Annotated in this window: 22 protein-coding genes; 9 read left to right on the top strand and 13 right to left on the bottom strand. The window is 62.7% G+C overall.

Annotation, left to right across the window (positions count from 1 at the left end; all coding sequences use genetic code 11):
- Positions 1 to 364 precede the first annotated feature (364 nt).
- Genes NTD80_RS28015 through NTD80_RS28030 form a run of 4 tightly spaced genes read left to right on the top strand, consistent with a single transcriptional unit; the run spans position 365 to position 3,294 of the window.
- Entirely contained in the window at positions 365 to 1,030 is a 666-nt protein-coding gene (locus tag NTD80_RS28015) for an amino acid ABC transporter permease (RefSeq protein ID WP_057725386.1), read from the top strand.
- Positions 1,011 to 1,670: an amino acid ABC transporter permease gene (locus tag NTD80_RS28020; RefSeq protein WP_262135633.1), complete on the top strand. Its 660-nt coding sequence runs from the start codon at positions 1,011 to 1,013 to the stop codon at positions 1,668 to 1,670. The genes NTD80_RS28015 and NTD80_RS28020 overlap by 20 nt, the downstream gene beginning before the upstream one ends.
- Positions 1,667 to 2,443 carry an amino acid ABC transporter ATP-binding protein gene (locus NTD80_RS28025; RefSeq protein ID WP_065899568.1) on the top strand — a complete coding sequence of 259 codons (777 nt, stop codon included), beginning with the start codon at positions 1,667 to 1,669 and terminating at the stop codon, positions 2,441 to 2,443. The genes NTD80_RS28020 and NTD80_RS28025 overlap by 4 nt, the downstream gene beginning before the upstream one ends.
- Complete coding sequence (locus NTD80_RS28030; RefSeq protein ID WP_106805458.1) at positions 2,440 to 3,294, top strand: transporter substrate-binding domain-containing protein; 855 nt, start codon at positions 2,440 to 2,442, stop codon at positions 3,292 to 3,294. Before NTD80_RS28025 ends, NTD80_RS28030 begins: the two co-directional genes overlap by 4 nt.
- A gap of 133 nt (positions 3,295 to 3,427) precedes the next feature.
- On the opposite strand, the gene NTD80_RS28035 is transcribed toward NTD80_RS28030, so the two are convergent.
- Positions 3,428 to 4,588 carry an AAA family ATPase gene (locus NTD80_RS28035; protein ID WP_262135634.1) on the bottom strand — a complete coding sequence of 387 codons (1,161 nt, stop codon included), beginning with the start codon at positions 4,586 to 4,588 and terminating at the stop codon, positions 3,428 to 3,430.
- A gap of 121 nt (positions 4,589 to 4,709) precedes the next feature.
- Here NTD80_RS28035 and NTD80_RS28040 point away from each other — a divergent pair, with 121 nt between their 5' ends.
- From NTD80_RS28040 to NTD80_RS28055, 4 genes are all read left to right on the top strand, one after another.
- The gene (locus NTD80_RS28040; RefSeq protein WP_262135635.1) at positions 4,710 to 5,813 is read left to right on the top strand and encodes an efflux RND transporter periplasmic adaptor subunit; all 1,104 of its coding nucleotides are present in this window, start codon (positions 4,710 to 4,712) and stop codon (positions 5,811 to 5,813) included.
- Positions 5,810 to 6,880, top strand: coding sequence for an efflux RND transporter periplasmic adaptor subunit (locus NTD80_RS28045; protein ID WP_106805455.1), 1,071 nt, complete (start codon positions 5,810 to 5,812; stop codon positions 6,878 to 6,880). The genes NTD80_RS28040 and NTD80_RS28045 overlap by 4 nt, the downstream gene beginning before the upstream one ends.
- Positions 6,877 to 9,942 carry an efflux RND transporter permease subunit gene (locus NTD80_RS28050; protein ID WP_065899572.1) on the top strand — a complete coding sequence of 1,022 codons (3,066 nt, stop codon included), beginning with the start codon at positions 6,877 to 6,879 and terminating at the stop codon, positions 9,940 to 9,942. The genes NTD80_RS28045 and NTD80_RS28050 overlap by 4 nt, the downstream gene beginning before the upstream one ends.
- A gap of 228 nt (positions 9,943 to 10,170) precedes the next feature.
- Positions 10,171 to 12,345: a glycoside hydrolase gene (locus NTD80_RS28055; protein ID WP_262135636.1), complete on the top strand. Its 2,175-nt coding sequence runs from the start codon at positions 10,171 to 10,173 to the stop codon at positions 12,343 to 12,345.
- On the opposite strand, the gene NTD80_RS28060 is transcribed toward NTD80_RS28055, so the two are convergent.
- The 12 genes from NTD80_RS28060 to NTD80_RS28115 all read right to left on the bottom strand — a co-directional run bounded on the left by NTD80_RS28060 (position 12,339) and on the right by NTD80_RS28115 (position 24,352).
- Positions 12,339 to 12,968, bottom strand: coding sequence for a class I SAM-dependent methyltransferase (locus NTD80_RS28060; protein WP_262135637.1), 630 nt, complete (start codon positions 12,966 to 12,968; stop codon positions 12,339 to 12,341). The genes NTD80_RS28055 and NTD80_RS28060 overlap by 7 nt on opposite strands.
- A gap of 108 nt (positions 12,969 to 13,076) precedes the next feature.
- Positions 13,077 to 13,721, bottom strand: a complete 645-nt coding sequence (locus NTD80_RS28065; RefSeq protein WP_016974994.1) for a methionine ABC transporter permease — start codon at positions 13,719 to 13,721, stop codon at positions 13,077 to 13,079.
- A complete protein-coding gene (locus tag NTD80_RS28070) occupies positions 13,711 to 14,826 on the bottom strand; it encodes a methionine ABC transporter ATP-binding protein (RefSeq protein ID WP_106805453.1) in 1,116 nt (371 codons plus the stop codon). Before NTD80_RS28070 ends, NTD80_RS28065 begins: the two co-directional genes overlap by 11 nt.
- Positions 14,823 to 15,638: a MetQ/NlpA family ABC transporter substrate-binding protein gene (locus NTD80_RS28075; protein WP_262135638.1), complete on the bottom strand. Its 816-nt coding sequence runs from the start codon at positions 15,636 to 15,638 to the stop codon at positions 14,823 to 14,825. The genes NTD80_RS28070 and NTD80_RS28075 overlap by 4 nt, the downstream gene beginning before the upstream one ends.
- A gap of 70 nt (positions 15,639 to 15,708) precedes the next feature.
- Entirely contained in the window at positions 15,709 to 17,061 is a 1,353-nt protein-coding gene (locus tag NTD80_RS28080; RefSeq protein WP_262135639.1) for an LLM class flavin-dependent oxidoreductase, read from the bottom strand.
- On the bottom strand, positions 17,061 to 18,254 hold the full coding sequence (locus tag NTD80_RS28085) for an SfnB family sulfur acquisition oxidoreductase (RefSeq protein WP_262135640.1): 1,194 nt from the start codon (positions 18,252 to 18,254) through the stop codon (positions 17,061 to 17,063). The genes NTD80_RS28080 and NTD80_RS28085 overlap by 1 nt, the downstream gene beginning before the upstream one ends.
- Before the next feature lie 25 nt (positions 18,255 to 18,279).
- Entirely contained in the window at positions 18,280 to 19,521 is a 1,242-nt protein-coding gene (locus NTD80_RS28090; protein ID WP_262135641.1) for an SfnB family sulfur acquisition oxidoreductase, read from the bottom strand.
- Between the two features lie 187 nt (positions 19,522 to 19,708).
- Positions 19,709 to 20,485 (bottom strand): hypothetical protein, encoded by a 777-nt coding sequence (locus NTD80_RS28095; protein WP_262135642.1) that lies wholly within the window; start codon positions 20,483 to 20,485, stop codon positions 19,709 to 19,711.
- 379 nt (positions 20,486 to 20,864) lie between these two features.
- A complete protein-coding gene (tcyN, locus tag NTD80_RS28100; RefSeq protein WP_065899581.1) occupies positions 20,865 to 21,611 on the bottom strand; it encodes an L-cystine ABC transporter ATP-binding protein TcyN in 747 nt (248 codons plus the stop codon).
- A gap of 3 nt (positions 21,612 to 21,614) precedes the next feature.
- The gene (gene tcyL, locus NTD80_RS28105) at positions 21,615 to 22,280 is read right to left on the bottom strand and encodes a cystine ABC transporter permease (RefSeq protein WP_065899582.1); all 666 of its coding nucleotides are present in this window, start codon (positions 22,278 to 22,280) and stop codon (positions 21,615 to 21,617) included.
- Positions 22,280 to 23,074, bottom strand: a complete 795-nt coding sequence (tcyJ, locus tag NTD80_RS28110) for a cystine ABC transporter substrate-binding protein (protein ID WP_262135643.1) — start codon at positions 23,072 to 23,074, stop codon at positions 22,280 to 22,282. The genes tcyL and tcyJ overlap by 1 nt, the downstream gene beginning before the upstream one ends.
- 282 nt (positions 23,075 to 23,356) lie before the next feature.
- A complete protein-coding gene (locus NTD80_RS28115) occupies positions 23,357 to 24,352 on the bottom strand; it encodes a D-cysteine desulfhydrase (protein WP_065899584.1) in 996 nt (331 codons plus the stop codon).
- A gap of 166 nt (positions 24,353 to 24,518) precedes the next feature.
- Here NTD80_RS28115 and epsC point away from each other — a divergent pair, with 166 nt between their 5' ends.
- Positions 24,519 to 25,445 (top strand): serine O-acetyltransferase EpsC, encoded by a 927-nt coding sequence (gene epsC, locus NTD80_RS28120; protein ID WP_065899585.1) that lies wholly within the window; start codon positions 24,519 to 24,521, stop codon positions 25,443 to 25,445.
- Positions 25,446 to 25,792 lie beyond the last annotated feature (347 nt).

The following is a 25,792-nucleotide window of genomic DNA, read 5'->3' on the forward strand; positions in this document are numbered from 1 at the left end:
TCAGCCACAGAAGGACCGTCAGTGCCGCCGCCTTCACAGCCTTGCTGAAGCTCGACCTCTCCCACAATCAGGCCGCGCGGCTATTGATCGCCCTGCGCAACGCCACCAACCATTTCACCAGCTCCTGCGGATCAATCGGCTTCGTGTTGTTCATTGTTCATTCCCTCGAATCACAGACCCCCCAACCATAGCTGCCACCCATCAAACCCGCGAATCCGGCGGTTATCTTTTTGGGTGATATCAATATGCTATTTGGGTATTTAAATTTTGCTTTTTATACCTTTAGAGTTCGCGCTACCCGGCGTTACCCACGCCGGACTGGATTGCGCCCGCTGCATTACCCTTGCGGCGTCATGGACTCAAGATGACCTTCGATTTCGCTTTTATCCTCAGCACCCTGCCGGCGTTTCTCAAGGCCGTGGGGGTGACGCTGCAAGTGGGCCTGATCGCCATTGCCACCTCGTTGCTGGTGGCGCTGATCAACGCCGCGCTGCTGGTGTTTCGCACACCCTACCTGTCGCGCCTGGTGGCGCTGTACGTCGAGCTGGCGCGTAACACGCCGCTGCTGATCCAGCTGTTCTTCGTGTACTTCGCCTTGCCGGCGCTGGGTTTGAATATCTCCGGCTTCTGGGCGGCGATCATCACCATGACGTTCCTTGGCGGTGCCTACCTCACCGAGGTGCTGCGCGCGGGTGTGGAAGCGGTGCCGTTGGCGCAGATCGAGTCCGGCAAGTCCATCGGCCTGTCCGACTGGCAACTGCTGCGCCATGTGATCCTGCCCCAGGCCGGCATCCTCAGCCTGCCGGCGTTGTTCGCCAATTTCATCTTCCTGCTCAAGGAAACCACAGTGGTTTCCGCCGTGGCGGTGCCGGAGATTCTCTACACCACCAAGAGCTACATCGCCCTTTACTACAAGACTTACGAAATGCTCGCCGTGCTGACGCTGATTTGCGTACTGCTGTTTTTGCCGTTGTCGCTGCTGCTCAGCCGTCTGGAAAGGAGGCTCCAGCATGGCCAGTTCGGGTCTTGAGTTGTTGTGGGTGTCGTTGCCTCAACTGGGCAAGGGCGCCGCACAAACCCTGTCGATTTCGTTTCTGAGCATCGCCTTCAGCACCGTCGGTGGCGTGTTGTATGGCGTGCTGCGGACCTTGAACAACACACTGATCAACGCGGTCCTGCGGGTGTACCTGGAGCTGTTTCGCGCGATCCCGGTGCTGGTGTGGTTGTACCTGCTGTTTTTCGGACTGCCGATTTTCTTCGGCCTGAGCATTCCGAGCTTCTGGTTCGCCGTGCTGGTGCTGTCGCTGTGGGGCGCCAGTGAGGTGGGCGAGGTGGTGCGTGGCGCATTGCATTCGCTGCCCCGTGGCCAGCGTGAAGCCGGCTTGTCGATTGGCCTGTCCGACCCGCAGCTGTACGGCTATGTGCTGCTGCCTCAGGCCCTCAAGCGCATGACGCCGCCGACCATCAACGTGTACACGCGCATCATCAAGACCAGCTCGCTGGCGGTGCTGATCGGCGTGGTGGACGTGATCAAGGTCGGCCAGCAAATCATCGAACGCACCTACGAGTCGGTATTGATCTATGGCGTGCTGTTCCTGTTTTTCTTCTTTATCTGCTACCCGTTGTCGGCCGCCTCCAAGGTGCTGGAACGGCGCTGGGCCCAAGCATGAGCGCATTGATCGAGTTTAAGGGTTTCAACAAATTCTTCGGCGAGCAGCAGGTGCTCAAGGGCATCGACTTGAGCGTGCAAAGCGGCGAAGTGGTGGTGATCCTCGGCCCCAGCGGCTGCGGCAAAAGCACCTTGCTGCGCTGCCTCAACGGCCTGGAAGTGGCACACAGCGGCAGCCTGCGATTCGCCGGCAACGAACTGTTGGACAAAGCCACCGACTGGCGCCAGGTGCGCCAGGACGTGGGCATGGTGTTCCAGAGCTACCACCTGTTCCCGCACATGAGCGTGCTCGACAACATCCTGCTCGGCCCGCTGAAAGTGCAAAAACGCGACCCTCGCGAAGCCCGCGAACAGGCAGAAAAACTGCTCGAGCGCGTCGGCCTGGCCGACAAGCGCGACGCCTTCCCGCGACAGTTGTCCGGGGGCCAGCAGCAACGTATCGCGATCGTCCGCTCGTTGTGCATGAACCCGCAGGTCATGCTGTTTGACGAAGTCACCGCCGCCCTTGACCCGGAGATGGTCAAGGAAGTGCTGGAAGTGATCCAGGGCCTGGCCCGCGATGGCATGACCCTGTTGATCGTCACCCATGAAATGGCCTTCGCCCGCGCCGTCGCCGACCGCGTCGTCTTCATGGAGGCCGGTCGCATCCTCGAACACAACACCCCCGAAGAATTCTTTACGAACCCGCAAACCGCACGCGCGCAGCAGTTCCTGGAGAAGTTTTCCTTTGTTTCAACACTGCCCAAGAAGAACCAGGAACTGGAGCTGATATGAAAAAGTTACTACTGCCCCTGATTGCCGTCGCATTACTCGCCGGCTGCGACAAAAAGGCCGAAGAGCCTGCAAAACCAGCGGCTGCCGCCGTGAGTTCGCTGGACAAGATCAAGGCGCGCGACAAGCTGATTGTCGGCGTATTCACTGACAAACCGCCGTTCGGCTTCGTCAACGAAGCCGGGCGCTATGTGGGCTTCGATACCGACATCGGCCGCCAATTCGCCAAGGACCTGCTGGGCGATGAAAACAAGGTTGAGTTCGTCGCCGTCGAGCCGGCCAGCCGTATTCCGTTCCTGCAAAGCGACAAGGTCGATCTGATCCTCGCCAACATGACCGTGACCCCGGAACGCAAGGAAGCGGTGGACTTCACCAACCCCAACCTGAAAGTCGCGGTGCAGGCCCTGGTGCCTAACGACAGCGCGGTGAAAAGCCTGGATGACCTGGCCACCCGCACCACCATCGTTACCACCGGCACCACCGCCGATATCTGGCTGACCAAGAACCACCCGGACTGGAAACTGCTCAAGTTCGAGAAAAACTCCGAGTCGCTGCAAGCGCTGTCGGCCGGCCGTGGTGATGCGTACGCGCAGGACAACCTGGTGCTGTTCAGCTGGGCCAAGCAGAACCCGGGCTACCGCGTGCTGGAAGAAAAACTCGGCGACGAAGCGCCGATTGCGCCGGCGGTGAAGAAAGGCAACATCGAACTGCGCGACTGGGTGAACGCCGAGCTGGCGAAGTTGGGTGAGGAGAAATTCCTGCTCAAGCTGTACGACCAGTACGTGCGTAAAGAGCTGAGCGATGACACCAAGCCTGAGAGCGTGATTGTGGAAGGCGGCAAGTGGCAGGGTTGATCTGTCAGCTGTTGGGTGACTGATCTACCGTCTTCGCGAGCAAGCCCGCTCCCACATCGACCAAGTTCCACCTTTGGAATGCGGACAAATGTCGGAGCGGACTTGCTCGCGAAGAGGCCGTTCCAGGCCCCTCTTATTCCGGCCAATGCCAAGCCGGTGCATCCAGAATTCCCTGTCCCACAATCCGCGTCTCCCCCAGCACCTTCTCCAGCACAATCGAATTGCACCCTTCATCCTGCTGCAACGCCGCAATCAGCCGGCTGGCATGCGACACCACCCACACCTGACAGTGCTGTGACGCCTGGATAATCAGGCGCGCCAACGCCGGCAGCAGGTCCGGATGCAAGCTGGTTTCCGGCTCGTTCAGCACCATCATGGTCGGCGGCCGAGGCGTCAGCAGCGCCGCGATCAGCAGCAGGTATCGCAAGGTGCCGTCCGACAACTCCGCCGCTGAGAGCGGCCGCAGCAACCCCTCCTGATAAAATTCAAGGGCGAAGCGCCCGCCCTGCAACGGCTGGATATTCAGGCGTGCACCGGGAAATGCATCGCTGACCGCGCGCTGCAAGGCTTCGGGGTCGCCAATCTCGCGAATGGTCTGCAACGCCGCCGCCAGGTCGCGACCGTCGTGGTGCAGCACCGGTGTGCGCGTGCCCAGTTGCGGTTGGCGCACGGGGGCATCGACATCGCTGCGAAAGTGATCATAAAAACGCCAGCCACGAATGCTTTCGCGCAACAGCAACACTTCCGGTGAGCCACGCAGGCTGCCGACCTGGTCGAACAGGCTGTGGTAGTTCGGCGTGTGCTGGGCCAGCACATCCCAGGCGCGGCCTTCGCGAGCGCGCACCATCGGCCCGGAGCGCTGCACCAGCAGGCTGGCCGGACGGTAGACGTGGCCGGCCCAGATGCATTCCTTCTTCACCTCCGGGTCCAGGGAAAAATACGACAGGGTCTTCTCCGGCAAGCCGAGGGAAATCGCGTAGCTGAAATCCTCGGCGGCAAACCCCAGGCGCAGACGCTTCACACCCTGGCGCACGACTGCTTCCACCGGCACCTCGCCGTTGTGCATGCGTCGGCTGATGGTCTCGGGGCCGGCCCAGAAGGTCGAGTCCAGCCCGCCCTCACGGGCCAGTGCATTGATCACTCCGCCCTGGGCGGTTTCGGCCAGCAGGCGCAAGGCGCGGTACAGGTTGGACTTGCCGCTGCCGTTGGGCCCGGTGATCAGGTTCAGCCGGTCCAGCGGCACCACCAATTTGTTGATCGAGCGGTAATTGGCCACCGCGAGGGTCTTGAGCATGAGCATTCAGTCGGCTTGGGAACCATTGGAGTATGGGAGCCTCCATGCAGATAAGGAACCCTGATCTAAGCTCACAGTCGCATACACACTGGCAAGTCGGCATCACGCAAAAGGAGCCTGCATGGGCGGTCGCACTGCAAACATTATTCTGAGCCTTGGCCTCCTGGCGCTGCTGAGCGGCTGTGGCCAGGACAAAGCCGAGCCCAAGCAGCATTCCCGGGTGTTTGTACAGACCGTACAGCCGACGGATTTCGCCGCGGCGGTCACGCTCACCGGGGACATCCAGGCGCGCGTGCAAACCGATTTGTCGTTCCGCGTCGGCGGCAAGATCATCCAGCGTACGGTGGATGTCGGTGACCGCGTCAGCGCCAGGCAAGTGCTGGCCAAGCTCGACCCCAAGGACTTACAGACCAACGTCGATTCCGCCCAGGCCCAGGTCGTGGCCGAGCAGGCGCGAGTCAAGCAGACCGCCGCCGCGTTCGTGCGCCAGGAAAAGCTGTTGCCCAAGGGCTACACCAGCCGCAGTGAATACGATTCTGCCCAGGCCGCGTTGCGCAGCAGCCAAAGCGCCCTGGCCGCGGCCCAGGCCCAACTGGCCAACGCCCGCGAGCAGCTCGGCTACACCGCGCTGGTAGCCGATGCACCGGGGATTATCACCGCGCGCCAGGCTGAAGTCGGCCAGGTGGTGCAGGCCACTGTGCCGATCTTCAGCCTGGCCCGCGATGGCGAGCGCGATGCGGTGTTCAACGTGTATGAATCGCTGCTGGTCGAGCCGCCGCCCGATGCACCGATCACCGTGAGCCTGCTCGACAATCCGAGCATCAAGGCGGTGGGCAAAGTCCGCGAAGTCACCCCGGCCGTGGCGGCCAACACCGGCACCGTGCAAGTGAAGATCGCCCTGCAGGCGTTGCCCAAAGGCATGCAGTTGGGCTCGGTGGTGAGCGCCACCGCCAATGGCCCGGCCAAGGCCAGCATCGAACTGCCGTGGGCGGCGCTGACCAAAGACCTCAGCGAACCCGCCGTGTGGCTGATCGACGGCGACGGCAAGGCGCAACTGCACAAGGTCACCGTGGCACGTTATCTCACCGGCAAAGTCATCATCAGCGACGGCCTCAAGGGCGGCGAAAAAGTCGTGGTGGCCGGCGGGCAGTTGCTGCATCCGGGCATGGTGGTGGAAATCGCCCAGCCGCCGGATCAGGCCCAGGCGCAAGGAGTGCAACCATGAAGCAGTTGACGGTGGTACTCGCTGCCAGCTTGTTGCTGATGGCCTGCTCCAAGGAAGAACCGCCGCCCGAGCCACTGCGCCCGGTGCTGTCGATGGAAGTGAAGTCCGAAGACCAGGAAAACCTCGGTCGCTTCGCCGGCACCATCCAGGCCCGCTACGAGAGCAACCTGGGTTTCCGTGTGCCCGGTCGCATCGCCCGCCGCGCCGTGGACGTCGGCGCCGAAGTGGAGAAGGGCGCCTTGCTCGCCGTGCTTGACCCCACCGACCAGCAAAACCAGTTGCGCGCCGCCCAGGGCGACCTTGCCCGCGTGCAGGCGCAGTTCATCAACGCCCAGGCCAATGCGCGGCGTCAGCAGGAGCTGTTCAACCGTGGCGTCGGTGCCCAGGCCCAGCTGGACGTGGCCCAGACCGACCTGAAGACTACCCAGGCGTCCCTCGACCAGGCCCAGGCTTCGGTCAACCAGGCCAAGGACCAACTCAACTACGCCGAACTGCGCACCGACCACGCCGGCATCGTCACCGCCTGGAACGCCGAGGCCGGCCAGGTGGTCAGCGCCGGCCAGCAAGTGGTGACCCTGGCTCGCCCGGACATCAAGGAGGCGGTGATCGACCTGCCCGCCGGCCTGGCCGAGCGCCTGCCGCCGGATGTGGTGTTCCTGGTGGCCGGGCAACTCGACCCCAGCGTGCACACCACCGCCGTCGTGCGTGAGATCGAACCCCAGGCCCAGAGCGCCACGCGCACCCGTCGCGCGCGCCTGACCCTGGCCGAGACGCCGCCCGCGTTTCGTCTTGGCACCGCGATCAGCGTGACCTTGAGTTCAACCATCGCACCGCGTATCGAATTGCCCATCAGCGCCTTGCAGGAAGTCGACGGCAAGACCCGCATCTGGCTGCTCGACACCCAGAGCCAGACCGTGCAACCGCGTGACGTCACGGTCATCAGCCGTGACGCCAGCAGCGCCTTGCTCAGCGGCGGCGTCAAACCCGGTGAGCGTGTGGTCACTGCCGGCGTGAACAGCCTGAAACCCGGGCAGAAAGTCAAAATCGACGAGGACAGCCCGCGATGAAAGGGAGCTTCAACTTATCCGACTGGGCCCTCAAGCATCAGTCCTTCGTCTGGTACCTGATGTTCGTCGCGCTGCTGATGGGCGTGTTCTCCTACATGAACCTGGGCCGCGAGGAAGACCCGTCGTTCACCATCAAGACCATGGTGATCCAGACCCGCTGGCCGGGCGCGACCCAGGAAGAAACCCTCAAGCAGGTCACCGACCGCATCGAGAAGAAACTCGAGGAACTCGACTCCCTCGACTACGTGAAGAGCTACACCCGGCCGGGCGAGTCCACGGTATTCGTGTTCCTCAAGGACACCACCAGCGCCAAGGCCATCCCGGAGATCTGGTACCAGGTCCGCAAGAAAATCGACGACATTCGCGGCACCTTCCCCCAGGGCCTGCAGGGACCGTCGTTCAACGATGAGTTCGGTGACGTGTTCGGCTCGGTGTACGCGTTTACCGGCGATGGCCTGTCGATGCGCCAACTGCGCGACTACGTGGAACAGGTGCGTGCCGAGATCCGTTCGGTGCCGGGCTTGGGCAAGGTCGAGATGATCGGCCAGCAGGACGAAGTGATTTACCTGAACTTCTCCACGCGCAAACTTGCGGCGCTGGGCATTGATCAGCGCCAGGTGGTGCAGAGCCTGCAATCGCAGAACGCGGTGACGCCGGCCGGGGTGATCGAAGCCGGACCGGAGCGGATCTCGGTGCGCACTTCGGGGCAATTCGCCTCGGAAAAGGACCTGGCCAACGTCAACCTGCGGCTCAATGACCGCTTCTATCGTCTGGCGGACATTGCCGACATCAGCCGCGGCTACGTCGACCCAGCGCGGCCCATGTTCCGCTTCAACGGCAAGCCGGCGATTGGCCTGGCCATCGCCATGCAGAAGGGCGGCAATATCCAGTCGTTCGGCAAGGCCTTGCACACACGCATGGATGAGCTGACCGCCGACCTGCCGGTGGGCGTCGGCGTGCACAAGGTGTCGGACCAGGCGGAAGTGGTGGAAGAGGCCGTGGGCGGCTTCACCAGCGCGCTGTTCGAAGCGGTGATCATCGTGCTGGTGGTGAGCTTTATCAGCCTCGGTATGCGCGCCGGGCTGGTGGTGGCGTGCTCGATTCCGCTGGTGCTGGCGCTGGTGTTCGTGTTCATGGAATACAGCGGCATCACCATGCAGCGCGTGTCGCTGGGCGCATTGATCATCGCCCTCGGCCTGCTGGTGGACGACGCGATGATCACCGTCGAGATGATGATCACGCGCCTGGAAAAAGGCGAGACCAAGGAGCAGGCGGCGACCTACGCCTACACCTCCACGGCGTTCCCGATGTTGACCGGTACGCTGGTCACCGTCGCCGGTTTTGTACCGATCGGCCTCAACGCCAGTTCGGCGGGCGAGTACACCTTCACGCTGTTCGCGGTGATTGCCGTGGCGATGCTGGTGTCCTGGGTGGTGGCGGTGCTGTTTGCGCCGGTGATCGGCGTGCATATCCTCAGTGCCAACGTGAAACCCCACAGCAACGAGCCAGGACGAATCGGGCGTGGCTTCAATTACGGCATGCTGTGGGCCATGCGCAACCGCTGGTGGGCCATTGGCATCACCGTGGGCCTGTTTGTGGCGTCGGTGTTCTCCATGCAGTTTGTGCAGAACCAGTTCTTCCCGTCGTCGGACCGCCCGGAAATCCTCGTCGACCTCAACCTGCCGCAAAACGCCTCGATCAACGAGACGCGCAAGGCCGTCGACCGCCTCGAAGCGATCATCAAGGACGACCCGGACATCGCGCGTTGGAGCACCTACATCGGCCAGGGCGCGATCCGTTTCTACCTGCCGCTGGACCAGCAATTGGAAAACCCCTACTACGCGCAGTTGGTCATCGTCAGCAAGGGCCTGGAAGAGCGCGGGGCGTTGATTGCGCGTCTGCAAAAACGCCTGCGTGATGACTTTGTCGGCGTCGGCAGCTTTGTGCAGCCGCTGGAAATGGGCCCGCCGGTGGGACGCCCGATCCAGTATCGGGTTTCGGGCAAAGACACCGACCAGGTACGCAAGCACGCCATCGAGCTGGCGACCCTGCTGGATAAAAACACCCACCTGGGCGAGATCATCTACGACTGGAACGAGCCGGGCAAAGTCCTGCGGGTGGACATCGCCCAGGACAAGGCGCGGCAATTGGGGCTGTCGTCGGAAGACGTCGCGCAGCTGATGAACAGCGTGGTCAGTGGTGCTTCGGTGACCCAGGTGCATGACGATATCTACCTGATCAACGTGGTCGGCCGCGCCGAAGACGCCGAGCGCGGCACCCCGGAAACCTTGCAGAACCTGCAGATCGTCACGCCTAACGGCACCTCGATTCCGCTGCTGGCGTTTGCCACCGTACGATACGAACTGGAACAGCCGCTGGTGTGGCGCCGCGACCGCAAGCCGACCATCACGATCAAAGCGTCGGTGCGCGATGAGATGCAGCCGACCGACCTGGTCAAGCAGCTCAAGCCTGAGATCGACAAGTTCAGCGCCGGCCTGCCGGTGGGCTACAAGGTCGCCACCGGCGGTACCGTGGAAGAAAGCGGCAAGGCCCAGGGCCCGATTGCCAGCGTGGTGCCGCTGATGCTGTTCTTGATGGCCACCTTCCTGATGATCCAGCTGCACAGCGTGCAGAAGATGTTCCTGGTGGCGAGTGTCGCGCCGCTGGGGCTGATCGGCGTGGTGCTGGCGCTGATTCCCACGGGCACGCCGATGGGCTTTGTGGCGATCCTCGGGATTCTGGCGCTGATCGGCATCATCATCCGCAACTCGGTGATCCTGGTGACCCAGATCGATGCCTACGAGCGCGACGGCTACACGCCGTGGGACGCCGTGGTGGAAGCCACCGAACACCGGCGCCGGCCGATCCTGCTGACGGCGGCGGCGGCCAGCCTGGGCATGATCCCCATCGCCCGCGAGGTGTTCTGGGGCCCGATGGCCTACGCGATGATCGGCGGGATCATCATCGCCACGTTGCTGACACTGCTGTTCCTGCCGGCGCTGTATGTGGCTTGGTACAAGATTCGCGAGCCGAAGCCAGAGCAACAGGAAAAACGCGGTTGAAAATGTCCAGGCTTGCTGTGGTGGGCAAGCTTGCTTGCGTTGGGGTGTGGAGCGCCGCCTGAAAAGCCGGGGGCGCGCTGCGCAGTCAGTGGGAGCAAGCTCCCGTGCCACGCGTGGATCTCACCGGCCTTGAGGCATGTATGAAACTTCCCGAATTAGCGTGTACAGCTCTTGCACGCCATCGAGTGGTTTACCCTGCCGACTTCCACTTCGTCCGGGCCGAATCCCATGCGCTACCTGCGTTCAATAACATTGCTCTGCGGTCTCCTGCTCTCGCCGCTGACATTCGCCACCGTCCTGGAAAACGCCCTGTGGCGGGTCGAAATCGAGCCGGCCACTCTAGCCATCCGTGCTACACCGAACGGTCAACCGGGCGTAGAAGCCTCCAGCGGCGTAGCGGCCCGTGCTGTCAGCCAGCTTGAACAGCGCGATCAGCAAGCGAGCTGGCATTGGGACGACGGCGCCTTTCAGTTGAGCGCCAGCCTTGAGCAGCGTGACCTGAAGTTGACCCTTCGCGCGCGTTCGCCGGGCAAGTTGACCATTCTTCAGCAACCCGCCAGTGCCCTGGGCAAAGGGCTGATGTGGCCGTTGGCCGAAGGGCATTACGTGCCGGCCGATAATGCTGTGTGGAAAGCGTTTTTGCTGGAGCAAGGTGATTTCAACACGACCCAGGACCTCAGCCTGCCTCTGTGGGGGTTGGACCACGGGCGGTTCACCTTGAACTGGTTGCTGACCAATCCCTACAACAATCGCCTGCGCTGGCAGGCAGGATTGGCGCTGTCAGTGGCCCATGAATTCACCGCGCTCGACCCGGACGCACCGATGACCCTGCTGCTGCACCTGGGGGAAGCCGATCCCTTGGCCGGCGCCAAGCGCTACCGTCAATGGTTGGTGGAGCAGGGCCGTTATGAACCCTTGGCGGACAAACTGCGAAGCACGCCCGAAGCCGAAAAGCTGCTGGGCGCCAGTCATGTCTACCTGTGGGGCAATGACCTGCTGGGGTCGGAGGATGTGCGTGACTGGCCGCTGCTGGTGAAGGTGCTGCGCGGTCATGAGCTCAAGGGCAGATTGGACAAAGAGGCCGCACAGGTGCTGGCCCAAACCGGCACGTTGGATCGCTATCAAAAGTCCGTGCTGCTGCGCGGCTTCAACGCGGCGATCAACCAAAAGGCCCGGCAAACCTGGCTGGCCACCGACGAGCCGGACATGCTCAAACTGGCCGAAGGTTATGGCGTCTTGCGCCGTGAATTGGCGATGGCGTTCGCGGGCGCCTTGAGGGATAGCCCCGAGACCTGGGGCAGCACGCTGTCGGCCAAGACCGTCCAGGCGCTGCAAGATGCTGGGCTAAAGCGCCTGCTGCTGACCCTGGGTGAAGGCTGGGAGGGCGGCCTCTGGCACCCGGAAGCGATTCAGGCGGGCGTCAACGCCGGTTACCTGATGGCCCCGTACGACTCCTATGAAACCGCGTTATCCACCACCGAAAATCCGGACTGGACCACCGCCCACCTGGGCAGCAAGGCCTATCGCGACTGTGCCATTGTGCTGAAAGACGGCACGTTCAAGACCGGCTTCCAGCAATCCGGCCATTACACCGACCCGCGCTGCGTACGGCCGCTGCTGGAAGCGCGGGTGAGGGCGGTGCAAGCCAAGGCGGGTTTCAACGCCTGGTTCCTCGATGCCTACGCCACCAGCATGCTGTTTGACAGCTACCGTGACGGCGCGCCAATGACCCAGGCGCAAAATGCCGAAGGCAATGTTGACGCGTCCCGCTGGCTGAATACTGCGCTGAAGCTGCCTGCCGGTTCCGAGGATGGCAACGCTGTCACCGCCCAGGGCATTCTGTTCGCCCACGGTATGCAGACGCCGGTGATCGGTTGGGGCGATCGCCAGATGACCCAGGACAAGCAGTCGCCCTATTACGTCGGCAACTGGTACCCGCCTGAGCAGCCGACGGTGTTCTTCAAGGCGGTCCCGCTGAATGAGCCGTTTCGTACCGTGTATTTCGCGCCGACCATGCGCCTGCCGCTGTACCAGGCGGTGTTCCACGGCTCGGTCATCACCACTCACCATTGGCTGTTCGACAGCCTGAAGCTGACCAATGTGCAGGCTGAGAATGAGCTGACCCAACTGCTGTACAACGTGCCGCCGTTGTATCACCTGAGTGCTTCGACGATTGAGCAGCGGCTGCCGCTGATACAGCGCCAGGATCGGTTTTTCCGGCCGTTGCACCAGCGGCTGGCAACCCAGGCGATGACGGGGTTTCGTTGGCTGACGGCGGACAGGCAAGTGCAGGAAACCACCTTTGCCGATGGCGCGCGGTTGGTCGCGGATTTTGCCGCGCGGAGTGTGACGGCGTTAGTCGAGGGGCAGCCGCCCCAGGTCTATCAGGTGGGCTCCTACTGAGGTTTGCGCCACACACTCGCCAGCCACGGTTGCTGCTCCCGAGGTAACCCGGCCGGCCGATAGTAATGCTCCAACTCCACGAACCCTGCCGCCGTCAGCAAGGCCTGCCACGCTTGCAGGTCGTGATAAGACCCATAGCGCGGCCCATTCCAGCCCTCGCGATTTTCACCACGGGGATTGGAGCTGAACAACACACCACCAGGCTTCAGCGCGCCATGCAGCTGTTTGAGCACGCGCGGCAATTCCTGCTTGGGAATATGAAACAGCACCGCATTGGCGAATATTCCGTCGAAGCGCTCGACCGGCAGGTCCAGCTTGAGGAAGTCCTGCTGCAACACCTCACAACCACTGTCCTCGCGCGCCATCTGCGCAAAGCGCTCGGAGCCGTCGAGGCCGACAGCGATGTGACCCAGGCGGGTAAACGTCTGCAAATCCCGGCCCGGCCCGCAGCCCAAATCCAGCACGGTGAACGGCGCCGTCCCCTGGATATGCCGCAGCAGCGCGTCGATGTTCTGGCTCACATCGTGGTCGCGGGTACCTTCGCGGAAAGACTCGGCCACGCTGTTGTAGTGGCCGAGGGTGGTGGACGTGATCTGGTCGAGGTCGTCGGGCTTGAGAGGCATGGTGAGCAATACCGGGCACTGAGAGGGCCCGACTATACCCCAATCGGTCGACCCACCCTGTGGCGAGCGGGCTTGCCACGCGCCCGGCTGTACAGCAGCCCCCAATACTCAGCGCTTGTTCAGCACCCGCGCCAACCGGTCGCCACCCAACTGAATCACCGCCACCAGAATCACCAGCAGCACGATGACCGTGAGCATGATCTGCGTGTCAAAGCGCTGGTAACCATAGCGGTACGCAATGTCACCCAGGCCACCCGCACCAATCGCGCCCGCCATGGCCGACGAGTTGATCATGGTCACCAGGGTAATCGTGAAACCGCCGACAATCCCCGGCAGCGCCTCCGGCAACAGCACATGCCAGATGATGTGCCAGCGCCGGCAGCCCATGGCCTGCGCCGCTTCGATCAGGCCGTGGTCGACCTCACGCAGGCTCACCTCGGCGATGCGCGCAAAGAACGGCGTAGCGGCGATGGTCAGCGGCACGACCGCTGCCCATACGCCATAGGTGGTGCCGACGATCAGCCGGGTGAACGGGATCAGCGCCACCATCAGGATCAGGAACGGAATCGAGCGGAACAGATTGACGAACGCCCCCAGCACGCGGTTCAGCGCCGGGGCCTGATAGATCCCGCCCTTGTCGCTGGTGACCAGGAACACCGCCAGCGGAATCCCCACCAGCAACGCGATCAACGAAGACACGCCGACCATCAACAGGGTGTCGATGGCGCCTTGTACTAAACGATCAAACCACATAACCCAGCACCTCCACCTGTTGTGCCCAGTTACCGGCGCGGCTGCGCAGCACGTCGGCGTCGTGCGGTGAACCATTCACCGCCAGCAGCAATTGCCCCAGCGCGTGGCCCTGGATGCGTTCCACGCCGCCCTGCAGCAAGCGCACACGCCCGCCGAGGGCCGCGAACAAGGCGGCCAGGTCCGGCTCGTCGGTGTCGTTGCCGGTGAACTGCAAGCGCAGCACGACTGCCGCGTCCGCCTGGCCGGGCGTGGGCTGCAGACGGTTTTGCAGCTCTTGCGGCAGCCCGTGTTGCAGCGGCGCCAGCAGGGTCTTGCTGACCTCATGCTGCGGGTTGCCAAACACTTCCCAGACCGGGCCTTGCTCGACGATGTGCCCGTACTCGAGCACCACCACGCGGTCGCAGATTTCGCGGATCACCGCCATCTCATGGGTGATCAATACGATGGTCAGGCCCAGGCGCTGGTTGATCTCGCGCAGCAGGCCGAGGATCGACTGGGTGGTCTCCGGATCGAGGGCCGAAGTGGCCTCGTCGCACAGCAGGATCTCGGGGTCGTGCACCAGCGAACGGGCGATGCCCACGCGCTGTTTCTGCCCGCCGGAAAGCTGCGCCGGGTAGGCCTTGTGTTTGTCCTGCAGGCCGACCAGTTCGAGCAGCTCGCGCACCTTCTGCTCACGCTGGGGCTTGGGCACGCCGGCGACCTTGAGGGGCAGCTCGACGTTCTGCCACACGGTCTTGGCCGACATCAGGTTGAAGTGCTGGAAGATCATGCCGATGCGCCGCCGCAGCGCCACCAGGCGGTCTTCATCGAAGTCGCCGATGTCCACCTGATCGATCAGCACCCGCCCGCTGCTCGGTTGCTCCAGGCGATTGATGGTGCGGATCAGCGAGGATTTACCGGCGCCGCTGCGGCCGATGATGCCGAATACTTCACCGCGCTGGATTGCCAGGTCGATGCCTTGCAGGGCATGCACGTTGCCGTCATAGGTCTTGCCCAGGTTGATAAAGCGCACGTGCGCGCGGTTCAGGTCAGGGTGCAGTTCTGTCTGCTCGGCGTCCCTGGGCGGCAAGCCCAGGTCGCGCAGTTGAGAGTGGGCGGCGGTCATTTTTTATCTTCCCAGCCCACTTGGTAGAGCTTGCCAAGGGATTTATCCAGCGCGGCGCGCACCACCGGCGAGTGCTGGTAGATGTCGACGAACTTGATCACACGCGGGTCGGTTTTGCTCTTGGGCTGGATCACGAACTGGATCACGTATTCCGGGTGGTCGAGGCCGTCGAACAGCAGCGCCGACTCGGCATCGAAGGTCTTGGACAGGCGGATATACGCCGGGTAGCCCTGCACCAGGTCGGCGTCGTCATAGGCGCGCACCAGTTGCACGGCCTCGACTTGCAGGATCTTGATCTTCTTCGGGTTGGCGACGATGTCTTCTTCAGTGGCCTTGTAGCCCACGCCCGGCTTGAGCGTGATCAAGCCGGCCTTGGCCAGCAGTTGCAGGCCGCGACCGCTGTTGATCGGGTCGTTGGCAATCGCCACGCTGGCGCCCTGGGGCAGGTCGTTGATGCTCTTGTACTTCTTCGAATACAGCCCGACGTTGTTGATGATGCCTGGCGCGTACGGCACCAGGTCAAAGCCGGCGGCTGCCTTGGCATTTTCCAGGAACGGGATGTGCTGGAAGTAGTTCACGTCGATGTCGCCGGCGGCCAGGCTGACGTTGGGCGCGATCCAGTCGGTGAACTCCACCAGTTCGACTTTCAGGCCTTGCTTGCCGGCTTCGGCCACGGCGGCTTCGAGCGGAATCGCGAAGGCGGCGGTAGTGCCGATTTTCAACGGCGCATCGGCCGCGAACACCGCCGAGCTGAACAAGCCGAAGGCCAGGACCAGTGCTTTGACTGGGTGAGTGAAGAGCGTCTTTTTCATAGTGGTTTTCCAGTCATAAGGTGTCGATGTTAATAACGCGATCAACTGTAGGAGCCGGCTCCTCCAGGGTTCAGTGGCGGTAGGTGGAGCCGGTGTGCTGTCCGGGCAGGCGGGCAGTGCCGCGGAAGACTTTTTCCCGCAGCGTCCCTTGCGCATATTCGGTTTTGTACGACCCGCGCTTCTGCAACTCCGGCACCACCAGGTCGATGAAGTCGACGTAGCTTTCCGGGGTGACGATGCGCGTGAGGTTGAACCCATCCAGGCCGGTTTCGCTGATCCACGATTCCAGCTCGTCGGCGACTTGTTCGGGCGAGCCGACCAAGGTGATGTAGCGACCGCCCAAGGCGTGTTGCTCAAGCAATTTGCGCCGGGTCCAGTCGTTGTTTTGCAGATTCTTGGTGGCGGATTGGATCGCGTTGCTCTTCACGTACTGGATCGGTTCGTCGAGTTCGTACTGGGCAAAATCAATCGCGGTGGACGCCGAGAAATGCGCCACGCCCGCCTCCGGGCTGGCGTAGCTCAGGTACTCGGCGTGCTTCTTCCAGGCGAGTTCCTCGGTCGCGCCCACGATCACATTGAGGCCCATGAACACCTTGATGGCGTCCGGGTCGCGCCCGGCCTCGACCGCGCTGGCGCGCACCTTGTCCACCTGGACCTTGGTCGCGGCCTTGTTCTGCCCGCTGATGAACACGCACTCGGCGTGGCGCCCGGCGAACAGCAAGCCACGCTCCGAACTGCCGGCCTGGAACAGCACCGGCGTGCGTTGTGGCGAAGGCTCGCAGAGGTGATAACCCTCCACCTGGTAGAACTCGCCATGGTGCTCGACCTTGTGCACCTTGCCCGGCTGCGCATACACCCGCGCCTGTGGGTCGTTGAGCACCGCGTCGTCTTCCCAACTGCCTTCCCAGAGTTTGTAGAGCACCTCCAGGTACTCATCGGCCTGGTCGTAGCGCCGGTCATGCTCGACCTGCTCGGTAAGGCCCATGGCCTTGGCGGCGCTGTCGAGGTAGCCGGTGACGATGTTCCAGCCGACCCGGCCACGGCTCAGGTGGTCGAGGGTGGACATGCGCCGGGCGAACAGATACGGCGGCTCGTAGGTGAGGTTGGCAGTCAGGCCGAAACCGAGGTTCCGGGTGACCGCCGCCATCGCCGAGACCAGCAGCAGCGGGTCATTCACCGGCAGTTGGATCGACTCCTTGAGCGGCACATCGATGGAGTTCTGGTACACGTCGTACACGCCGACGATGTCGGCGATGAACAAACCGTCGAACAGCCCGCGCTCCAGGGTTTGCGCGAGGTCGGTCCAGTACTCGAGGGTTTTGTATTGGGTCGAGGTGTCCCGTGGATGGGTCCACAGGCCGTGGTTGATATGCCCGATGCAGTTCATGTTGAAGGCATTGAGCAGGATCTTTTTCTTCGCCATCAGAGGGTCCCCCGCAGTGGCGGGTTTTCATCGTTGAGGTAGTAGTTGCCGACCGCGTGGTACTTCCAGCGCACCGGATCGTGCAGGGTGTGCACGCGGGCGTTGCGCCAGTGCCGGTCGAGGCCATGCTCGGCGAGGGTGGCCTGGCTGCCGGCGAGTTCAAACAGCGTGCTGCCAGCGGCCAGGGAAATCTCGGTGCTCAGGGCGCGCACTTCAGCGACGGCGATGGAGGCTGCCGCCACGGTCTCGGCGTTGCTGTCGGCCTGGGCGCGGTCGAGGAATTCGCCAGAGCGCTCCAGCAATGCCTCGGTGGCGTGCAGGCGAATACTCAGGTGGCCGAAGCTCTTGAGGGTCAGCGGGTCTTCGGTGGCCTTGTCGTTACCGGAGTCAATCCACGGGCGGGTCTTGGTGCGCACAAAGTGCAGCGCATCCTCGAAGGCGGCGCGGGCGATGCCGGTGTCGATGGCGGCGTGGAGGATCTGCGCCAGCGGGCCGACGGTGGTCGGGCGCTCGAAGGCGCTCTGGAACGGGATCACGTCTTGCGCGGCGACCCAGACGTTATCGAACACCACCGAACCGCTGCCGGTGGTGCGCTGGCCGAAGCCGCTCCAGTCGTCGATCACGCTCAGGCCTTCGCTGTCGCGGGGGACAAACGCCAGTTGCTGCACGCCGTGTTCATCCACCACTGAGGTGGGGATGCGCTGGGCGTAGATCGCGCCGGTGGAGTAGAACTTGCGACCGGTGATGCGAAAGCCGTCGCCGTCGCGGGTAATTCTGGTGACGCGGTCATGGGCGGTCTTGGTGCCCAGTTCCGCCAGGGCATTGCCGAAACGCTGGCCCGCGAGCACTTCGGCGTACAGGCGGCGTTGCTGCGCCGGCGTGCCGTTTACGCGCAGCACTTCCAGGGCATAGAAATGGTTTTGCGGAATCTGGCCCAGCGAGGCGTCGGCCTGGGCGATCAGTGCGATGACCTTGGCCAGCGTGACGTTGGACACACCGGCGCCGCCGTATTCCTTGGGCACGCTGATGCCCCACAGGCCGGAGCGCGAAAACACGTCCAGTTCAGGCAGCGGCAGGCGGCGCTCGCGGTCGCGCTGGGCGCTGTCGCGGCGGAAGTCTTCGGCCAGGTCGTTGGCGACAATAAGGGCTTGTTCGTCGCTGGTGATAACCGCGACGTGATGAGAAAGGGTCATGCGTATTCTCCAGAGGTCTGGTCGGTTAAATCCAGGAGTGACGAGCCGGCAAGGTGCCGTTCAGGCGATAAGCGCCCACCGCGTGATACTTCCAGCGCACCGGGTCGTGCAGCGTATGCACGCGGGCATTGCGCCAGTGACGGTCGAGGTTGAATTCGGCGAGGGTGGCGCGGCTGCCGGCCAGTTCGAAGAGCTTTTCGCTGACCAGCAGCGACACTTCAGTGGTCAGCACCTTGGCTTCGGCGACGGCAATCGACGCACGGGCGGCGGACTGCGCGGTGATCGGCGCGGCACTGACCTGGTCCAGCACCTGGCCGGCCTTGCGCAGCAGCGCTTCGGCGGCGTGCAGTTCGATTTTCAGCTTGCCGATATCGGCGATCACGTACAGGTCATCGCTGGCCCGTTCGACCTTGGCGTCGATCCACGGGCGCGAGCGCTCACGCACGAAGGCAATGGTGTCATCCAGCGCGCCACGGGCGATGCCGGCATCGATGGCGGCTTGGATCAGTTGCGACACGGCGCCCTGGATGGTCGGGGTTTCGCCGAGGCGCCAGTTCTCGACCACCAGCTCGGCGTCCACCGGTACCCGGTCCAGCAGCACGGTGCCGCTGGCGGTGGTGCGTTGGCCAAAGCCGGACCAGTCGTCGACGATGCGCAGCCCCTCGGTTCCACGGCGCACGAACGCCATGACTTGCTTGCCGTCATCGTTGAGCGCCTTTACCGCAACCCAATGCGCAAACAGCGCGCCGGTGGAGTAGAACTTCTGGCCGCTGATCACGTAGCCGTCACCCTCGCCGGTGATGCGGGCCTTGAGTTCCAGGGTGTTCTTGGTGCCGCGCTCCGGGCCGGCGTTGCCGATGCGCCAGCCGTCGAGCACGCTCTGGAACAGCTGTTTTTTCTGGCGTTCGGTGGCGGCGCCCTGCAACACGTGGAGGATGCCGAAATGGTTCTGCGGGATCTGCCCGAGGGCCGGGTCGGCCGCGCTGATGATCGCGAACACGTCGGCCAGGGTGGTGAATGACACCTGTGGGCCGCCGTATTCGCGGGGAATGGAAATACTGCCCAGCCCACTGCGGGTGAACTGCTCGATCTGTGCCCACGGCAACTTGCGTTGCTGGTCGCGCTTGGCGGCTTGCAGGCGCGCAGCCTGGGCCAGCTCATGGGCGGCGTTCAGCGCCTCTGCATCGTTGCGCAGCACGACGGCCGGCAACAACAGAGGGGCTACGTCCAGATCACTCTGGGGGGGTGTTAGAGCCAAGTTAGACATCAGCGCCGCTCCTTGGCTGCACGTAATGCCCTGGCGTTATGCACCGGGGTAATTCTGACCATACCGACCTCGCATTCAATGAAATAACAACAGGAAAATCAGGAATGTCCGGTGGTCCGGTGCATATACCCTAAGCGTGTTAAATATTTAAATAAACTAACTTTTGGGAATATGCATAGAAGGTCTGTCACCCAGGTTCGCAGGGTGAACCGAGGGGGCGTGGCTGATAGCTCTGCGCGGCCCCGCCGGCGCGGGCGGGTACCCAGGCGGCGATCCTCAACGTGCGGGCGGGTGCCCAGCGGGAATTGTTGCCGACGCGGTCAAGAATGCAGTACGTCACCTCCAGCCGGCAGTCGTCGCCGGCTTCGACAATCACCGTCGACGGCACCCAGACCTGCACGGCCAGGCCGACGGCCTTGGCCTGGATGCTTGGCAGGTCCATGCGCACATCGCCCCAGCGCAGGGTGATGGCATCGCCGGTGGTCATGTGCTGGTAGGGTTCGATGGTCAGCGGAATTCCGCGCCGCACCTGGCTGCTGTTGACGCCGTAGCGGCGGATCGTCTCGGGCAGGCCGACGGGGGCGAGGTTGTGGTTTTCGTCGCTGTACAGCTGTGCAGGCTGCCCGCCCGGGCATTGGGTCTTGACGCGCACCTGCGTGGTCGCCGAGCGTGCAGGGCCATGGCCGATCTGCATGACCTGATAGTGCACCTGCGCCGGGCCGTCCTGCACAAAACTTTCCGGGACGCGCAGGCGCGTCGACGTGCCGACCTTGCCGGCCGTGATTCGCCGTGAAGCCGCAAAGCAGTTGTTCCAGAACAGCTCGATCAGGTCGCCTTCATCCATGCCGGGGTACGGTGCGATATCGACCTGCAGCTGAGTGGCGGCGAGGGCATTGATGCCGTTGCGAAGTGCCTGGGGCAACGTCGGGGCGTGGAGCATGGCCGGGGTGGCGGTGCGCGTCATAAGTAATCTCCTTGATGCAGCCAGCAGCAATCGTTCCGGCCCCTTGGCGCGGGTGCGCACGGGGTCGAAATGAACGATTCAGAAAATAGCCGGGATAGGATCCAATCCTCTGAGTGCTAGATAAGAGGGTTGGCCAAGGGGCGTCAATGGCGGCAAAGGGCTAAACGGCGGGTTGCTGCAGATTCAGAAGGGTCTGACTGTGAGGGGGATTTCAGCGGGTGTGTGGCGGGGCGTTTTACTCGTTGAAACGAGGACTTCGCGTAGGAACGCGCTCAGGTGGGAGCAGGGCTTGCCCGCGATGCAGGCACCTCGGTGGATCCGCCGCACCGCAGTGATGCTATCGCCGGCAAGCCAGCTCCCACACAAGCTCGGGAGGGTGTCAGTGGGCGAGGAATTTGCTCAGGAACTGCTTCGTGCGTTCTTCCCTCGGGTTGGCGAACAACGCCTTGGCTTCGCCTTGCTCCACGATCACCCCTTTGTCGAAGAAGATCACTCGGTTGGCCACGTCACGGGCAAAACTCATCTCGTGGGTGACGATCACCATGGTGCGGTTTTCCTCGGCGAGGCTGCGGATGGTTGCCAGTACTTCGCCGACCAACTCCGGGTCGAGCGCCGAGGTCGGTTCGTCGAACAGGATCACTTCCGGCTCCATGGCCAACGCGCGGGCAATCGCCACGCGCTGTTGCTGGCCACCGGACAGACGCCGAGGGTAAGCGTCTTCCTTGCCCGCCAGGCCAACCCTGGCCAGCAGCTTGCGGCCCAGGGCCTCAGCGGCTTCGCGCGGCATCTTCTTGACCACGGTCGGCCCTTCAATGACGTTTTCCAGCGCGGTGCGATGGGGGAACAGGTTGAAGTTCTGGAACACAAAGCCGACGTGCTGGCGCAGGCGTCGCACCAGGGTTTGCTGCTGGTTGATCGGCTTGCTGCTGTCGATCTCGATGTCACCGACCTTGATGCGGCCGCTGGTGGGTTGTTCGAGGAAATTCAGGCAGCGCAGGAAGGTGGTCTTGCCGGAACCGCTGGGGCCGATGATGGCGACGACTTCGCCTTCCTTGACCTCAAGGTCGATGCCGTTGAGTACCACCTGACCCTTGAATTGTTTGGTCAGTTTTTCAACCACGATCATGCTTCAGGACTCCAGGTCATGCCGGTTGACCCGGTCTTCCAGACGATTTTGAAAATGCGCCAGGATGCTCGCCAGGATCCAGTAGATCAGGGCTGCAGAGAGATACATGGTGAAGATTTCGAAGGTGCGTGCCGACACCAGTTGCGCCTGGCGAAACAGCTCGGGCACCTGGATGGTGGCCGCCAGCGCGGTGTCCTTGACCAGCGAAATAAAGCTGTTGCCCAAGGGCGGCAAAGCCGTGCGCATTGCCTGCGGCAGGATGGCCCGGCGCAGGGTCTGCGCACGGGTCATGCCGATACTGGCCGCGGCTTCCCACTGGCCACGCTCGATGGAGCTGATGGCCGCGCGCAGGATTTCACAGGCGTAGGCGGCCATGTTCAGCGAGAAGCCGATCAGGGCCGCCGGGATCGGATCCAGCTCGATGCCCACTTGCGGCAAGCCGTAGTAGATCAGGAACAGCTGCACCAGCAAGGGCGTGCCGCGAAAGAACGACACGTAGACGCGGGCAAGCAAGCTCACTGACTTGAAGCGCGACAGGCGCATCAAGGCGAGGCCGAAGCCCAGCAGCAAGCCGAAAAACATCCCGCCAAGGCTAAGAATCACCGTGTAGTACGCGCCCTTGAGTAGAAAGGGCGCGGAGTCCAGCGCGAGTTGGAAACCTGCTTCCATTATTGAGTGACGTCAGCGTTGAAGTACTTCTCGGACAGCGTCTTCAAGGTGCCGTCGGCGCGCAGCTTGTCGAGGGCCTTGTTCACCGCGTCGAGCAGTTCAGGCTCGCCTTTGCGCAGGGCAATACCGGCTTCCTGGCGGGAGAAGGCATCGCCGGCGGTGGCGGTGTCCGGGGCTTTCTTGGCGTATTCCAGGGCGGCCAGGCGGTCGATCAGAATGGCGTCGATGCGGCCGATGCGCAGGTCCTGGAACTTGGTAGGGTCATCGTTGTAAGTCTTGATGATGGCTTTAGGCTGGTTGTCCTTGAGCCATTGCTCGTAGTTGGTGCCCAGGCCCACACCGACTTTCTTGCCGGCCAGGTCGTCGGCGGTCTTGATGCTGTCGACATTCTTCTTCAGCACCAGCGCTTGAATACCGGAGACGGTGTAAGGCTTGGAAAAATCGTATTTCTTCTTGCGCTCTTCAGAGATGGTCACCTGGTTGACCACGGCGTCCAGGCGCTTGGATTCCAGGGCGGCGAGGATACCGTCCCATGGCGTGGCTTGCAGTTTGACCTTCACGCCCAGTTCTTTGGCCAGCGCCTCGGACAGCTCGACTTCGAAACCGCTGAGCTTGCCGCTTTCATCGACAAAGCTGAACGGTGGGTAAGTGCCTTCGAGACCGATCTTGATCTCGCCGGCTTTCTTGATGCTGTTCAACTGCTCGCCGGCCACTGCCTGGCCGAGCAGGCCAGCCCCGAGTGCCAGGCCCAAAGTGCCAACCAACAACGTGCGACGCAATACAGAAATAGTCATGAAGAGCCCCTGTGTTTTTTATGTTGAGCGAAGCAGGTGACGCAGTAGTAGTATCCTGCCTTAAAGCGCGTAGCGAGTCTTCGCCTACGGCGCGATGATAGAGCGGGTTTTTAAGACTTGAAAATAATATAAATCTAAATTGATATTCGATTATTGAATATACAACCTATTCAATGTGGGAGCTGGCTTGCCTGCGATGGCGCTCTGTCAGCTACCGATGTGCTGACCTTTGCACCGTTATCGCAGGCAAGCCAGCTCCCACATTTTTGAGTCCGCGTTAATTCAATTGAATACCGAGTTGTAGGCAAACAACGCCGGCGCCCCGCCGGTATGCAGGAAAATGATCGGACCCTCTTCAAAACGTTGACGCCCGATCCCATCCAACAAGCCGGCCATGGCCTTGCCAGTGTAGACCGGGTCCAGCAGCAGGCCTTCCTGGCTGGCGAGCAGCTTGATGGCCGCCAGCGTACCGGCGTTCGGCTCGCCATAACGGGGGCCGAAGTATTCGTCCCAGAGAATCACCTTGAACGCCTCGGGCACCGTTACGCCCAGCAACTCGGCGGTGCGTTCGGCCAGGCCCTGCACTTTCGGAAACTGTGCTTCTTCGGTACGCGACACGGTGACGCCAACCACCGGCAGGTTCGGCAGCACGTCGCTCAAGGCCAAGGCGAGGCCACTGTGGGTGCCCGCACTGCCGGACGCCAGCACCACGGCGGAAAACTCGATGCCGCTGTCTTCAATTTGCGCCGCCAACTCAAGGCCGGCACGCACGTAACCCAAGGCGCCGAGGGCGTTCGAGCCGCCGATCGGTACCAGGTACGGCTTCTTGCCGTTGCTGCGCAGGCGGTCGGCGAGGGCATTCAGTTGGTCGTCGACATTGTCGAGGTTTTCCACCAATTCGACCTTGGCGTCGAAGAGGTCCAGCAACAGGCGGTTGCCGTTGCCCAGGTAGTTGGGGTCTTCGGTGCCGGTGGGGTTTTCCAGCAGCGCTACGCAACCCAGGCCGAGCTTGGCGGCGAGGGCGGCGGTCTGGCGCACGTGGTTGGACTGGATCGCGCCGGCGGTCACCAGGGTGTCGGCACCCTGGGCGAGGGCATCGGCCGCCAGGTATTCGAGTTTGCGCAGCTTGTTGCCGCCCATGGCCAGCGGCGTGGTGTCATCGCGCTTGACGTAGATGTCCCTGCCCAACCAGGCCGACAGCCGCTCGAGTTTTTCCAGGGCGGTGGCACCGCCCAGCAGTTCCAGGCGGTTAAAACGGTCGAGCTGTTGTTTGATCATGGCTACGCACGGTGACTGAGTGATTGGCCGACTATAGGCAGGCACTTTTCATCGGGCAACCGCCAATCGCTTATTCCGTGAAGTTCTTAGCATCGCACCATTGGTTCTTAAGGGCCGCCAGGGTGCATACCGTAAAGTGATGGCCATTTCGTCAGGAGTGAAGACCGTGAGTGAGCGTTCCAGTCATTGGCAATTACAGACCATCGTCAGCCAACTGCGCGGCGCCCGGGACCAGTGGCGAACGCGCAATGGCCGCTTGAGCGGCGAGCATGGCGGCCGCGAGTTGCCGTCCCGCGAGGCCGTCGCGCAGATTCTCGAGGCACTGTGCGGTGCGCTGTTCCCCATGCGCCTGGGGCCGGTGGACCTGCGTGAAGAAAGTGAAGATTTCTACGTCGGCCATACCCTCGACGTCGCCCTGAATGCCTTGCTGGCACAGGCGCGCCTGGAGCTGCGCTACGCCGCGCGCCAGGGCGGCCAGGATGACAGCGCGGTCGACGCCCTGGCCATCCGCCTGATCCAGGATTTTGCCCTGGCCTTGCCGTCCCTGCGCAGTCTGCTGGACACCGACGTGCTGGCCGCCTACCACGGCGACCCGGCCGCGCGCAGTGTGGATGAGGTGCTGCTGTGCTATCCGGGGATCCTCGCGGTGATTCACCATCGCCTGGCGCACCATCTGTATCGCGCCGGTTTGCCGCTGCTGGCGCGGATCAGCGCGGAAATCGCCCACTCGGCCACCGGTATCGACATCCACCCGGGTGCGCAGATCGGCCCGAGTTTCTTTATCGACCACGGGACCGGCGTGGTGATTGGCGAAACCGCGATCATCGGCGAGCGGGTGCGTATCTACCAGGCCGTGACCCTGGGCGCCAAGCGCTTCCCGGCGGATGAGGATGGGCAGCTGCAGAAGGGCCATCCGCGTCACCCGATTGTCGAAGATGACGTGGTGATCTACGCCGGGGCAACGATCCTGGGGCGGATCACCATCGGTAAGGGCTCCACGATTGGCGGCAATGTGTGGCTGACCCGCAGCGTGCCGGCGGGGGCGAATATCACCCAGGCGAATCTGCAGCATGATGATGGGGCGCAGAAGTAGTCTTGAGCCAAACACCGGGCAACTGTGGGAGCAGGCAAGCCCGCTCCCACAGTTGGAATGCATTCCAGATCTAAGCGGATTTCTCCCGAAAACCGCTGAACGTTTTACCTCCCGCACCCGTCATACCAGTCCTTGAGCTAGTGTAGGAATTATCTACCACTCAGCCCTGCGATTAGTCCCAGACCGCCTATCCATGTTTAACTTGAATGTTCGTTCAAGTTAAACCGGTGGTTCGCTGCCCGCTCACAACAGGAGGCTTACCTTTGCTGAGTCCGTTTTTTACAGCCACATCTCCCGCCCGAGGGGTGCATCGTTCATGAGTGCATCGTCGACCCCAGCCAGCGGCC

It is taken from the genome of Pseudomonas sp. 13B_2.1_Bac1 (assembly GCF_025466155.1).
Classification (GTDB): domain Bacteria; phylum Pseudomonadota; class Gammaproteobacteria; order Pseudomonadales; family Pseudomonadaceae; genus Aquipseudomonas; species Aquipseudomonas aylmerensis.